The sequence below is a fragment of the Cupriavidus basilensis genome, assembly GCF_000876015.1.
Lineage (GTDB): Bacteria > Pseudomonadota > Gammaproteobacteria > Burkholderiales > Burkholderiaceae > Cupriavidus > Cupriavidus basilensis_B.
Genome location: NZ_BBQM01000019.1, coordinates 237,065 through 249,861 on the forward strand (window position 1 = coordinate 237,065; position 12,797 = coordinate 249,861).

Genomic DNA, 12,797 nt, shown 5'->3' on the forward strand with positions numbered 1-12,797 from the left:
CTATTTCCAGGCCACCTCGCGGAAGTTCAGGCTCCAGCCCGCGACCTGCGGCTTCCAGCCGAGCTGCGGGTCCTGCACGTAGAGCACCTTGGGCTCGGCCAGCAGCACGGCCTGCCCGTCGTCGCGCGCGATCTGCAGCACCTGCCGGAAGATCGCGTCGCGCCGGGCGCGCTCGGACTCGCCGTCCACCTGCGCCACCAGCTTCTCCACTTCCGGGTTGGTGTAGTCCGACCACGTGCCGTCCTTGATGGCGGCGCCGCCGATCACGTGGATCGGGTCGTAGATGGCGTTGCCGAAGCCCATCACCACCAGCGGCCCGCTCTGGTGCGTGTTGTTGAGCCGGTTGTAGGCGATCGAGTCGATCACCTTGATCTGCGTGCGCACGCCGACCTGGCCCCAGTAGGCGGCCAGCGTCTCGCAGATCGCGCGCGGCTGGTTGCTCGGGCAGGTCAGGCTGGTGTCGAAGCCCTTGGCGTAGCCGGCCTGCGCCAGCAGCTGGCGGGCGCGGGCGGCGTCGAACTCGAACGGCTTGAGCGCCGGGTTGCTGCCATACGGGTAGCTCGACGGAATCAGCGCGTTGAGCTCGGCCGCCTGCCCGCGCAGCACGCTGGCGATCAGGGCCTTCTTGTCGACAGCGTAGTTCAGCGCCAGCCGCACCTCGCGCTTCGACAGCGGCGAGGCCGGGTCGCTGGCGTAGATGCGGATGTGCAGCGGGCTGCCGCCGTCCACCACCTCGGCCGCCAGGCCCTTGTTGGCCGCGAGGCGCTCCAGGTCGGTGGGCGCGACCTCGGTGGCCAGGTCGATCTCGCCGGCCAGCAGCGCGCTGGCGCGGCTGCTGGGCTCGGGGATGACCTTGTAGACCAGCCGCGCCACGCCGGGCTTCTTGCCCCAGAAGCCGTCGAAGCGCTCGAACACCAGCTCGCGCCCGACCTGGTTCTGCACGATCTTCCACGGCCCGGTGCCCACCGGCGCCTGGCCGAAGGCCTCGGCGTTCGGCAGGCCCTGCACGTACTTGCGCGGCACCACGTAGAGATAGCCGGCCAGCTTGTTGAGGAAGGCGCCGTCCTTTTTCTTGAGCCGGAACACCACGGTGTGCGCGTCCTTGACCGTGGTGGATTCCACCACCGGCGCGAAGAACGGCCGGCGCGTGCTCTTGCTCTCGGGCTGCAGCACGCGGTCCATCGAGAACTTCACGTCGTCGGCGGTAAACGCGTCGCCGTTGTGGAACTTCACGCCGGTGCGCAGGCGGAAGGTCCACACCAGGCCGTCGGCGCTGATCTCGTAGCCGGTGGCCAGGCGCGGCTCCAGGTTGCCCTGGCGGTCGAAGCCGTACAGCGAATCGAAGGCGTTCCACGCGTACTTGGCCGACTCGATGCTGGGCGGGATCAGCGGGTCGAGGTTGGCCGGCAGCGCCGTGATGGCCACCACCACGGTCTGCCGGTCGACGGCGGGCTTGCCGTTGATGGCTGATGCGGGCGTGGCGAAGCCCCACGCCAGCGCGGCGGCCACGCTGGCGGCCAGGGCCGCCTTGCGGCGGCGGATGTTGCGAGTGTCTTGGGTCATGGCGGATTTCATTTCCACGTCACCTGCCGGAAGTTGAAGCTCCAGCCGGCGACCTGCGGCGACCACTGCAAGGCAGAGTCGGCCACGTAGTTGAGTTGCGGCTCGGCGATCAGCACGGCCTGGCCGTCGTCGCGCGCGAGCTTGAGCAGGCGGTTGAAGATCTCGGTGCGGCGCGCCGGATCGTTGACGCCCTCCACCTCGTCGACCAGCGCCTGCACGGCCGGGTTGTCGTAGTCGGCCCAGGTGCCGTCCCTGGCGATCGAGCCGCCCACCACGTGGATGGGGTCGTAGATGGCATTGCCGAAGTGCGACAGGAACAGCGGGCCGCTCTGGTGCGTGTTGTTGAGGCGGTTGGACGCGGTGGACTCGATCAGCCGGATCTGCGCCTTCACGCCGACCTGCGCCCAGTAGGCGGCGATGGCCTCGCAGAAGGCCCGCTCGAAGGTCGGCGTGGTGCACATCAGGCTGGTGGAAAAGCCCTGCGGATAACCCGCCTCGGCCAGCAACCTGCGCGCCAGCGCCGGGTCGTAGGCGAACGGCTTGAGGCCCTTGTTGGGATCGGTCGGGTAGCTGTCCGGGATGTGCGAGCGCAGCGGCGCGGCGCGCCCGCGGAACACGTTCTTGATCAGCGCGTCCTTGTCGATGGCGTAGTTCAGCGCCAGCCGCACCTGCGGCTTGGACAGCGGCGTCTTCGGATCGTTGGCGTACACGCGCACGAACACCGGGCTGCCGCCCGGCACGGACAGGCTGCGCAGGCCCGGGTTGGCCTGCAGGCGCTCCACCTCGGTCGGCGCGATGTCGGTGGCGAGGTCGATCTCGCCGGCCAGCAGCGCGTTGACGCGGCTGCTGGCCTCGGGCACGAAGCGGTAGACGATGCGGTTGACCTTGGGCGCCTCGCCCCAGAACTGCGCGAAGCGCTGCAGCTCCAGCGACTGGCCGATCTGGTATGACACCACGCGGTACGGGCCGGTGCCGACCGGCTGCCGCGCGAACGCCTCGGGCGAGCCCAGGCCGCGCGTGTAGGCCTCGGGCACCACGTACAGGTAGCCGGCCACCTTGTTGAGAAAGGCGCCGTCCTTCCGGCGCAGGCGGATCACCACGGTGCCGTCGTCGGGCGCCTGCACGCTCTCCACCGCGTTGACGAAGAACGGCCGGCGCGTGCTCTTGGTGGCCGGGTCGAGGATGCGCTCCAGCGAATACTTCACGTCGCGCGCGCTCAGGCTGTCGCCGTTGTGGAACCTGACGCCCTTGCGGATGGTGAAGGTAAACACCAGTCCGTCCTCGCTGATCTTGTACGCGGTGGCCAGGCGCGGCTCCAGGTTGCCCTTGACGTCGAAGCCGTAGGGCGTGTCGAACACGTTCCAGGCGTACTTGGCCGAGTCCACGCTGGGCGCGACCTGCGGGTCCAGGTTGCCGGGGCCGGAGGCGAGCGCCACCACCAGCGTCTGCCGGTCGACGGCGGGCTTGCCGCCCACCGCGTGGGCCGGGCCGGCCGACAGCATCAGGCAGGCGGCGGCCGCGCCGGTCATTCGCAAAACAGCCTTCATGAAACAGGTCCCTCTCTCTGGGTTGGATGATGGATTCACGCCGCCGCGCGCCGCGCGCCGCGCGACACCGCGTGCCGCGCGGCGGCGCGGCCGCCGACGAGACATTCGGCAAGATTGCCGCCGGCCATGTAGAGATGGCCGAAGGCGCTGCCCAGCTCGCCGGCCGCGTACAGGCCCTCGATGGCGCGGCCGCGCACGTCCAGCACGCGCTGGCAGGCGTCGTGCACGGGGCCGCCCTGGGTGTTGATCACCAGCGGCCACACCGGCGCCGCGTAGAACGGCGCGCGCGCCAGCGCCCGCATGGTGGCCGGCGGGCGGCCGAACGCCGCGTCGTGGCCGTCCGCGCAGGCCGCGTTCCACGCCTGCACTGTGTCCGCCAGCGCCGGCGCGGGCACGCCGGTCAGCGCCGCGAGCGCGGCCAGCGAGCCGGCCTCGCGGAAGATGCCCAGCGCCAGCTCGCGGCGGTTGTCCGCGCTCCATGCGAACGACTGCTGCGTGTCATGCGCGACGAAGCGGCCGAGCGGATACATGCCGAAACCGTCCGCGTCGAGCACCATCCACGCCGGCAGGCGCGTGTTGCCGCCGTGGTTGCCGTCGAGATGGGAGAAATGGCGCACCCCGGTGTCGCCGGGATAGGGCTCGTATTCGTTGGCGAAGCGCCGGCCGCGCTGATCCACCAGGATCCACGGCATCACCGGCAGGTGCGCGGTCGGCAGGCCCGGCGTCCACATCGGGAAGTTCTTGACGTAGAGGCCGTAGGGAAACCCGGGGTCGGGGTGGCGAAAGCCATACGGCCCGTGGAAATGCCACATGTGCCAGAGGTCCGCGCCCAGCTCCTGCGCCATGCGGATGCCGTCGCCGGTATTGCCGAGGAAGCTGCCGTTGAGCACCGTGGCCGGCTCCAGCCAGTCGCTCTGCATGCGCGCGTTGGCCTCGAAGCCGCCGCAGGCCAGGATCACGCCCTGGCGCGCCTGCACCGGCAGGCTGCCGTGCGCGTCCTCCAGCTCCGCGCCGCATACCGCGCCGGCGGCGTCGCGCACGAGCCGCGCCACGCGCGTGGCGGTCAGCACCGACACCGGGCGGCGCTCCACGTGCGCCTGCAGCAGCCCGAAGAAGCGCGCCCCGGCGGGCGAGACCTCGCGCACGCGTGGCGGCACCGGATGGCGGAACGCCAGCCCGGCGGGCAGCGCCTGCACTTCGGCGTAGCCGAGCGCCTCGAAGCCCTCGAACGGATAGTTGCCGGGCGCCGGGCGCACCGCCAGCTCGGCGCCGATGTCGCGGGCCAGCGCCGCCAGCCACGCGGGAAAGTCGCGCATGCCGTCGGCCAGCACGCGCAGCACGTCGTCGGGCGTGCGCCCGCCGCAGGTGCGGCGCAGGTAGGCCAGCGCCGCGTCCGCGTCGAAGGCCATGCGCGCGCCGCCCGCCGACACCACCGACAGGCCGCCCGGCGACGGCATCTTCTCCACCAGCAGCACCGCCGCGCCGGCATCCGCGGCCTCGATGGCCGCCGCCGCGCCGGCCGCGCCATAACCGACCACCAGCACGTCGCACGCCAGGCCGCGCGTGCTCATCGCTGGCGCGTGGAGTCGAACGCCTGGCCCAGCGCGGCGGCGCCGATGGTCTGGTGCGTGCGGTCGTGGCCCACGTGCAGGATGTGGGTCTTGAGGTCGCGGATCAGCCGGCCCAGCGGATGGTCGTCGAACAGCGCGGTGGAGCCGGTCAGGCGCCCCAGCGTGTCGGCCGCCAGCACGGCGGCCTGCGCGCAGGTCGACTTGGCCGCCATCGAGAGCAGCTCGGCCTGCGGCACGTCCGGCTGCCGCCACGCGGCGATGGCATGGTCCAGCGCCGCGGCGGCGGCCTGCAGCGCCGCCGTCACCTCGCCCACGTGGGCCTGCACGAACGGATCGGCCACGCGCTCCGGGAACTGCCGCAGCCACGCCAGCGACCAGTGCAGGATGCCTTCGCCCATGCCCAGGTAATTGGCGGTGAAGCCGAGGTGGAAGCGGCCCTGCCAGCGCCCGCGCAGGTACTCGCCGGGCTGGCCCAGCACGTGGCTGGCCGGCACCTCGACCTGATCGAGCCGGATCTGCGGGCTGGCCGCCACGCGCATGCCGCTGGGCGCGTACCAGTTGTCGTCCTGCGCGACGCCAGGCATGCCGGGCTCGACGATCACCATCTGGTGGTTGGCCGCCATGCCCTCGACGCCGTCGAGCGAGGTGAAGACGATGCCGTAGCCGCGCGCCACGCCGTTGGTGGCGTACTGCTTGCGGCCATGCACGCGCAGCCCGCCCGCGTGCGGCGTGGCGGTGGTCTGGAAGCGCGCGGCGCCGGGCGCCAGGCCCGGCTCGCTGCCGATGAACGAGAACAGCGACAGCCCGTGCCGCAGCGGCGCGAGAAAGCGCGCGTGCTGCTCGGGCGTGCCGGCCTCGAGCACGGTCCACACCGCATGGTTGTGCACCTGCAGGCAATGCGCGGTGCCGGGCGACACGCGCGCCACCGTGCGGATCGCCTGCAGGTAGGTGGCGGCCTCGCCGGTGCCCAGGCGGCTGTCGGCGCCGCCGAGCGACTCGGGCAGGGTCAGGCGCAGCCAGCCGCCGTCATGCAGCTCGCGCAGGTTTTCCAGCGGCAGCGCGGCGGCTTCGTGCAGCGCGCGTTCGCGCGGCGCGAAGCGCGTCTGCGCCAGCTGCCGCAGCGCCGCCAGGTCCGGCTGCCGCGCATCGGCGACGACGGGCGCGGACACATCGGGCAGGCCGGCGGCGCGGGCGGGATCGGTTTCCAGAACGGCGGACATGGAGGGCGTCTTCTTCGATGCGGTTGCCGGGCGACAGGCTTGGCGCCCCGGGCAGGCTGGCAGGCCGCCGCCGCCGCGCCGCCGCTGCCGCGGACGGCGGCGCAACGGACCAAACGAGCGAAGCGGGGGGCGCGCCGCTGGCCTGTGTGCGGCCATGCGGCTCAGTCATGGACAGGCATTGTGCGAATTCCCGCCACGCGCGACAAAGACCGATTTCTCATATGCATGGAAATGCGCGCGGATAACCAAATGCGGAAATCGCGCTTCGGCCACGACCGCGGATTGATTAACCTGTCGGCTCCCGGCGCGCGCTGCCGTGGCCACCTCCGCGGCGGACGGCGTCGCCGCGTCCGTCCATGCCGCCCGCCGCGGCGGCCCTTCCATGCCTCGCCCATCCCGTTGCGCCATGAGCAAAGAAATCCGACTCAACGCCTTCGCGCTGGCCGCGCCGTCCCACCTGTCGATGGGCTTGTGGCGGCATCCGCGCGACCGCTCGCTGGCGTACAACACGCTGTCCTACTGGACCGACCTGGCCCGCATCGCCGAGGACGGCAAGTTCGACGCGGTGTTCCTCGCCGACGGCATCAGCCTGTACGACGTGTACAAGGGCAGCGCGGACACCGCCATCCGCCGCGCGGTGCAGTTCCCGCGGCTCGACCCGATCCTGCTGGTCTCGGCGATGGCGCACGTCACCACGCACCTGGGCTTCGGCATCACCAGCAGCGTCAGCTACGAGCCGCCCTACCTGTTCGCGCGCCGCATGAGCACGCTGGACCATGTCACCGGCGGCCGCGTGGGCTGGAACATCGTCACCAGCTTCGGCGACAGCGGCACCAGGGCCCTCAACGGGCAGGCCGCGCGCGCCCACGACGACCGCTACGACGTGGCCGACGAATACATGTCGCTGGTCTACCAGTACTGGGAAGGCAGCTGGGAGGACGGCGCGGTGCTGCGCGACCGCGAGCAGGGCATCTTCGCCGACCCGGCGCGCATCCACCAGGTGCGGCACGAGGGCGAGTTCTTCCGCAGCGAGGGCATCCACATCTGCGAGCCCTCGCCGCAGCGCACGCCGCTGCTGTTCCAGGCCGGCACCTCCACGCGCGGCAAGGCCTTCGCGGCCGCGCACGCCGAATGCGTGTTCATCAGCGCGCCCAGCAAGAAGGTGGTCAAGGACGCGGTGGACGACCTGCGCCGGCGCGCCGTGCAGGCCGGGCGCCACGCCAGCGACATCAAGGTGTTCCTGTCGCTGACCGCCATCCCCGCGGCCACCGACGAGCTGGCCCGCGCCAGATACCAGGACTACCTGCAATACGCCTGCCCCGAGGGCGCGGCGGCGCTGTTCTCGCGCTGGGCCGGCATCGACCTGTCGCGCTACGGCCTGGACGACCCCATCGAGTACATCGACTCCAACCACATGCAGTCGGTGGTGAACAACTACACGCGCGCCGACCCGGAGCGCGTCTGGACCTTCCGCGAGATCCTCGCGCGCGTGGCCATCGGCGGCGGCAGCGCGAGCCTGCTGGTGGGCGCGCCCGCCACCATCGCCGACCGCATGCAGGAGTGGGTCGACGACACCGGCGTGGACGGCTTCAACCTCGGCTACGCCGTCGCCCACGAAAGCTTCCGCGACTTCGTCGACCTGGTGGTGCCCGAGCTGCAGCGCCGCGGCGTCTACAAGCGCGACTACGCCCCCGGCACGCTGCGCGAGAAGCTCTACGGCCAGGGCCAGGCGCGCCTGCCCGACAGCCACCCGGCCAGCCGCCACCGCCACGGCGCGGCCGCCTCTCCAACCACCGCCGGCGCCGCCGCGCCCGCACCGCACGTCACCGCACCGTGAGCAAAGAAATCCGCATCAACGCCTTCGTCACCTTCGCCCCGAGCCACCTGTCGCCGGGCCTGTGGAAGCATCCGCGCGACCAGTCGCTGCAATACCACACCCTCGCCTACTGGACCGAGCTGGCCCGCATCGCCGAGCGCGGCCTCTACGACGCGCTGTTCTGGGCCGACGGCATCAGCACCTACAACGTCTACGGCGGCTCCCACGATCCCGCCATCCGCGGCGCGCTGCAGTTCCCGCGCCTCGATCCGCTGCTGCTGGTGTCGGCGCTGGCGCAAGTCACCACGCACCTGGGCTTCGCCGTCACCAGCAGCACCACCTACGAGCCGCCGTACCAGTTCGCGCGGCGCATGTCCACGCTGGACCACCTGACCAACGGCCGCGTGGGCTGGAACATCGTCACCAGCTTCGGCAACACCGGCACCCGCGCCGTGGGCCTGGGCGACGCGCGCGCGCACGACGAGCGCTACGACGTCGCCGACGAATACATGGCCCTGCTGTACAAGCTCTGGGAAGGCAGCTGGGAAGACGGCGCCGCGGTGCGCGACCGCGAGCGGCAGGTCTTCGCCGATCCGGCCCGGGTGCACGAGATCCGCCACGACGGCCGGTATTTCCACATCGAGGGCGTGCACTACAGCGAGCCCTCGCCGCAGCGCACGCCGCTGCTCTACCAGGCCGGCACCTCGGGCCGCGGCAAGGACTTCGCCGCCGCGCACGCCGAGTGCGTGTTCATCAGCGCGCCGTCGCGCAAGGTGATCCGCGACACCGTGCAGGACACGCGCCGCCGCGTGGCCGAACAGGGCCGCGACCCGGCCTCGGTGCTGTTCTTCATGCTGCTCACGGTCATCGTCGGGCGCACCGAGGAGGAAGCGCGCGCCAAGCTGGCCGACATCGAGCAGCACGTCAGCCTCGAAGGCGCGCTCGCGCTGTTCTCGCGCTGGACCGGCATCGACCTGGCCGGGCGCGACATCGACGCGCCGTTCACCTACGAGAGGAGCGAAGGCATGCAGTCCACCGTCGAGGGCTTCACCATCGCCGACCCCGACCGCGTCTGGACCATCGGCGAGCTCGCGCGCCACAACGCCATCGGCGGCAAGGGGCCGGTGCTGGTGGGCTCGCCCGCGCAGGTGGCCGACGCGATGCAGGCCTGGATGGAAGACACCGGCGTGGACGGCTTCAACCTCAGCTACACCATCATGCCCGACTCGCACCGCGACTTCGTCGACCTCGTGGTGCCCGAGCTGCAGCGCCGCGGCGTCTACAAGACCGCCTACCAGCCCGGCACCCTGCGCGAGAAGCTCTACGGCCCGGGCCACGCCCGGCTGGGCAGCGATCATGCCGCCGCGCGCTACCGCGTGCCGGAGGCCGGCACCGCTGCCGTCACCACGGCCGGCACAAGCGCCAGCACAACCGCCAGCACCGCCGCCGCCTGACGCACCGATTCCGCCTCGCGCAAGGCCGCCGCGCGCCGGGCACCACACCTCACGTATCTCCGCCATGACCCATACCGACTTCCCGTCCGCGCCCGCCGCCGGCGCCCTGCCTTCCGCCACCGCCGCCCATCCCGCCCCGCCGGGCCAGGCCCTGCCGCCGGCCGGCGACGTGGCCACGCTGTTGCGGCGCGCCCAGGCGCTGCTGCCCGAGATCGGCCACGAAGCCGCGCGGCGCGAGCAGCAGCGCGAGCTGCCCTATGCGCTGGCCCGCCGCATCGCCGACGCGGGCCTGCTGACCTTCCGCATTCCCAAGGCCTACGGCGGCCCCGGCGGCAGCATGCGCGACACCATCCGCTTCCTGATCGACCTCGCCGCCGTCGACTCCAACATCACCCAGGCCCTGCGCCCCAACTTCGGCCTGATCGAGGCGCTGCTGGCCGGGCAGGACAACGAGGCCGAGCGGCAACTGTGGTTCGGCCGGCTGCTGGCCGGCCAGATCGTCGGCAATGGCGGCGTGGAGCGCGGCGGCAAGCACGGCGAGATCCGCGCCACCATCGTGCGCCGCGACGGCCACTACGTGGTCAACGGCACCAAGTTCTACAGCACCGGCGCGCTCTACGCCGACTGGGTCAGCTCCATCGCCCTGAACGAGGACGGCAAGGAAACCCACTTCGTGGTGCCGCGCGGGCGCGCCGGCATGGAGCTGGTGGACGACTTCGACGCCATCGGCCAGCGCCTCACCGCCAGCGGCACCACCCGCTTCACCGACCTGCGCGTCGAGCCGGAGGAGCTGCGCACCAGCTACTTCCCGCGCGACCGCCGCAACCCCGTGACGCCGCTGTTCCAGCTGTTCCTGGCCGCCGCCGAGGCCGGCATCGCCCGCAACGCGCTCAACGACGCGGTCTGGTTCGCCCGCCACAAGGCGCGCCCGATCAAGCACAGCTCGGCCGAGCGCTCGGTGGACGACCCCTACATCCAGGAAACCATCGGCCAGATCGCGGCGCTGGCCTTCGCCGCCGAGGCCGCCACCCTGCGCGCCGCCGACGCCATCGACGCGGCCTGGGCCGACCGGCTCGGCGACGCCGCGCTGACCGAGGCCTCCATCGCCGTGGCGCAGGCGCAGTACTTCGCCGTCGACGCCGCGCTCAAGAGCGGGGAACTCGCCTTCGACGCGGGCGGCGCGTCGTCCTGCGACCGCCAGTACAACCTCGACCGGCACTGGCGCAACGCCCGCACCGTGGCCAACCACAACCCGCGCCAGTGGAAGGCGGCGGCGGTGGGCGCGTGGCTGCTCAAGGACCAGCCGCCGCCGACCACCGGCCTGTTCTGATTCGGTGTGCCGAAGCGCCGGGCGGCGCCGCGGCGAAGCCGCCCGCAAGCCACTCCGGCGCCGGAGTGCGGTGCCGGGGCACCTTGCCCGCGCCGCCGGCCCGCCGCGGGCGGACGGCCGCGGCGGCGCATCGTCCATCCGCCGGCCCGGCTCCCGCCGGAGTGGCCCCCGCGCCGCAGGCGTTCCTCCCGGCCTGCCCCCCGCTTACCCCTTTCGCCGGTCAGGCTACGCGTGCCGCCGGCGGCAACCTGCGCTATTGTTCCGGGCAGCGCAGACCGCGAGACGAAATCCCTCGTCCAGAACATGGGGCGCGCTGGATTAACCTTTTTGGGGAGCAACTCAGATGTCCGAATTCCGTTCCGAAACCGACTCGATGGGCGCCATCGACGTCCCCGCAGACCGGTACTGGGGCGCGCAGACGCAGCGTTCCATCATCAATTTCCCGATCGGGGTGAGTCGGTTCCGCTGGCAACGGCCGGTCATCCGCGCGCTGGGCATCCTCAAGCGGGCCGCCGCCGAGGCCAATGCCGAACTGGGCGAGCTGCCCAAGGACCTCGCCGCGCTGATCGTGCAGGCCGCCGACGAGGTCATCGCCGGCAAGCTGGACAGCCATTTCCCGCTGGTGGTGTTCCAGACCGGCTCGGGCACGCAGTCCAACATGAACGCCAACGAGGTGATCTCGAACCGCGCCATCGAGATCGCCGGCGGCGAGATCGGCAGCAAGAAGCCGGTGCACGCCAACGACCACGTCAACCGCGGCCAGAGCTCCAACGACACCTTCCCCACCGCCATGCACATCGCCGTGGTGGAGCAGATCTACACCAAGCTGCTGCCGGCGGTGGAAGCCCTGCGCGACACGCTCGCGGCCAAGGCCACGGCCTACAAGGACATCGTCAAGACCGGCCGCACCCACCTCCAGGACGCCACCCCGATCACGCTCGGCCAGGAGATCAGCGCCTGGGTCGCGCAGATCGACTTCGGCCTGAACGCGGTCAAGGCCGCGCTGCCGGGCCTGCTGGAACTGGCCATCGGCGGCACCGCCGTGGGCACCGGGTTGAACGCGCACCCGCGCTTCGGCGCGCGCGCGGCGGCCTACATCGCCACGCTGACCGGCCATCCGTTCGTCGACGCGCCCAACAAGTTCTTCGCGCTGTCCGCGCACGACGCGCTGGTGCAGGCCTCGGCCGCGCTGCGCACGCTCTCCGGCGGGCTGATGAAGATGGCCAACGACGTGCGCTGGCTGGCCTCGGGCCCGCGCTGCGGCATCGGCGAGCTCAACATCCCCGAGAACGAGCCGGGCTCGTCGATCATGCCCGGCAAGGTCAACCCGACCCAGTGCGAAGCCATGACGATGGTGTGCGCGCAGGTGTTCGGCAACGACGCCACGGTCGCCTTCGCCGGCAGCCAGGGCAACTTCCAGCTCAACGTGTACAAGCCGGTGATGGTGCACAACGTGCTGGAGAGCATCGAGCTGATCGCCGACGCCAGCGTGGCCTTCAACGACCACTGCGCGGTCGGCATCGAGCCGAACCTGCCGAAGATCGCCGAGAACCTCGACAAGAACCTGATGCTGGTGACGGCGCTGAACCGCCATATCGGCTACGACAAGGCCGCGGCCATCGCCAAGAAGGCGCACAAGGAAGGGCTCACGCTCAAGGCCGCGGCGCTGGCGCTGGGCTACCTGAGCGAGGAAGACTACGCGCGCTGGATCGTGCCGATCGAGATGACGCATCCGAGCGCCTGACACGCCTGCCGCCACGCCTGGCCGGTCCGGCGCACCGGGCCGGCCGCGCCGCTAGGCGCCGGCCGGCGCGAACGGCGTGCGCGCGCGCGGCTCCAGCGACGTCACCACGCGCTGCAGCAGCGCGATGAACTGGCGCCGCTCGGCCGCGTCGAACGGCGCCATCAGCGCGTCGTAGGCGGCGTCGGCCATTTCCATCGAGCGCGACAGCGCCTTGCGGCCCTTGGCCGAGAGCGCGAGCTGGCGCTGGCGGCGGTCGTCGGCCGAGGTCTCGCGCGTGACCCAGCCGCGCTCCTCCAGGCTCTGCGCCACCTGCGAGACACTGACCTTGTTCACGCCGAGCGCGCGCGCCACGTCGTTCTGGCTGGCGCGCTCGATGTTGTGGAGCGCGATCAGCACGGCGTATTGCGACGGTGTCAGCTCCAGCGCGGCGAAGCTGTCCTCGAAGATGGCGACGGAGATCTGGTGCGCGCGCCGCAGCAGGAAGCCGGGACGGGAATAGAGTTGGGACAGGCGCTCGACCTCGGTGGTGGACATAGGGATGCGAAAGTGGGT

Annotated in this window: 9 protein-coding genes; 4 read left to right on the forward strand and 5 right to left on the reverse strand. The window is 71.6% G+C overall.

What is annotated here, in order from left to right; translation table 11 throughout:
• The 4 genes from KF708C_RS21375 to KF708C_RS21390 are packed head-to-tail and all read right to left on the reverse strand — an operon-like array spanning position 1 to position 5,901.
• On the reverse strand, positions 1-1,563 hold the full coding sequence (locus KF708C_RS21375) for an ABC transporter substrate-binding protein (RefSeq protein ID WP_059413173.1): 1,563 nt from the start codon (positions 1,561-1,563) through the stop codon (positions 1-3).
• 8 nt (positions 1,564-1,571) lie between these two features.
• Positions 1,572-3,110 (reverse strand): ABC transporter substrate-binding protein, encoded by a 1,539-nt coding sequence (locus tag KF708C_RS21380; protein ID WP_231586551.1) that lies wholly within the window; start codon positions 3,108-3,110, stop codon positions 1,572-1,574.
• Positions 3,111-3,145: 35 nt separating this feature from the next.
• Positions 3,146-4,681 carry an FAD-dependent oxidoreductase gene (locus tag KF708C_RS21385; protein WP_059413175.1) on the reverse strand — a complete coding sequence of 512 codons (1,536 nt, stop codon included), beginning with the start codon at positions 4,679-4,681 and terminating at the stop codon, positions 3,146-3,148.
• Positions 4,678-5,901 carry an acyl-CoA dehydrogenase family protein gene (locus KF708C_RS21390; RefSeq protein WP_059413176.1) on the reverse strand — a complete coding sequence of 408 codons (1,224 nt, stop codon included), beginning with the start codon at positions 5,899-5,901 and terminating at the stop codon, positions 4,678-4,680. Before KF708C_RS21390 ends, KF708C_RS21385 begins: the two co-directional genes overlap by 4 nt.
• Before the next feature lie 406 nt (positions 5,902-6,307).
• Between KF708C_RS21390 and KF708C_RS21395 the strand changes: the two genes are divergently transcribed.
• From KF708C_RS21395 to fumC, 4 genes are all read left to right on the forward strand, one after another.
• Positions 6,308-7,738, forward strand: a complete 1,431-nt coding sequence (locus KF708C_RS21395) for an LLM class flavin-dependent oxidoreductase (protein WP_059413177.1) — start codon at positions 6,308-6,310, stop codon at positions 7,736-7,738.
• Positions 7,735-9,171 carry an LLM class flavin-dependent oxidoreductase gene (locus tag KF708C_RS21400; protein ID WP_231586552.1) on the forward strand — a complete coding sequence of 479 codons (1,437 nt, stop codon included), beginning with the start codon at positions 7,735-7,737 and terminating at the stop codon, positions 9,169-9,171. The genes KF708C_RS21395 and KF708C_RS21400 overlap by 4 nt, the downstream gene beginning before the upstream one ends.
• Positions 9,172-9,235: 64 nt before the next feature.
• Positions 9,236-10,501: an acyl-CoA dehydrogenase family protein gene (locus tag KF708C_RS21405; protein WP_082079668.1), complete on the forward strand. Its 1,266-nt coding sequence runs from the start codon at positions 9,236-9,238 to the stop codon at positions 10,499-10,501.
• Between the two features lie 343 nt (positions 10,502-10,844).
• The gene (gene fumC, locus KF708C_RS21410) at positions 10,845-12,245 is read left to right on the forward strand and encodes a class II fumarate hydratase (protein WP_059413178.1); all 1,401 of its coding nucleotides are present in this window, start codon (positions 10,845-10,847) and stop codon (positions 12,243-12,245) included.
• Between the two features lie 51 nt (positions 12,246-12,296).
• Here the strand turns inward: fumC and KF708C_RS21415 are convergent, their stop codons facing one another.
• On the reverse strand, positions 12,297-12,779 hold the full coding sequence (locus KF708C_RS21415; RefSeq protein WP_059413179.1) for a MarR family winged helix-turn-helix transcriptional regulator: 483 nt from the start codon (positions 12,777-12,779) through the stop codon (positions 12,297-12,299).
• Positions 12,780-12,797: the final 18 nt, after the last annotated feature.

What these genes read in the sequence shown, in the direction of transcription:
- KF708C_RS21375 (WP_059413173.1), bottom strand. Translation starts at nt 1,563, where the DNA reads ATGACCCAAGACACTCGCAACATCCGCCGCCGCAAGGCGGCCCTGGCC.
- KF708C_RS21380 (WP_231586551.1), bottom strand. Translation starts at nt 3,110, where the DNA reads ATGAAGGCTGTTTTGCGAATGACCGGCGCGGCCGCCGCCTGCCTGATG.
- KF708C_RS21385 (WP_059413175.1), bottom strand. Translation starts at nt 4,681, where the DNA reads ATGAGCACGCGCGGCCTGGCGTGCGACGTGCTGGTGGTCGGTTATGGC.
- KF708C_RS21390 (WP_059413176.1), bottom strand. Translation starts at nt 5,901, where the DNA reads ATGTCCGCCGTTCTGGAAACCGATCCCGCCCGCGCCGCCGGCCTGCCC.
- KF708C_RS21395 (WP_059413177.1), top strand. Translation starts at nt 6,308, where the DNA reads ATGAGCAAAGAAATCCGACTCAACGCCTTCGCGCTGGCCGCGCCGTCC.
- KF708C_RS21405 (WP_082079668.1), top strand. Translation starts at nt 9,236, where the DNA reads ATGACCCATACCGACTTCCCGTCCGCGCCCGCCGCCGGCGCCCTGCCT.
- fumC (WP_059413178.1), top strand. Translation starts at nt 10,845, where the DNA reads ATGTCCGAATTCCGTTCCGAAACCGACTCGATGGGCGCCATCGACGTC.
- KF708C_RS21415 (WP_059413179.1), bottom strand. Translation starts at nt 12,779, where the DNA reads ATGTCCACCACCGAGGTCGAGCGCCTGTCCCAACTCTATTCCCGTCCC.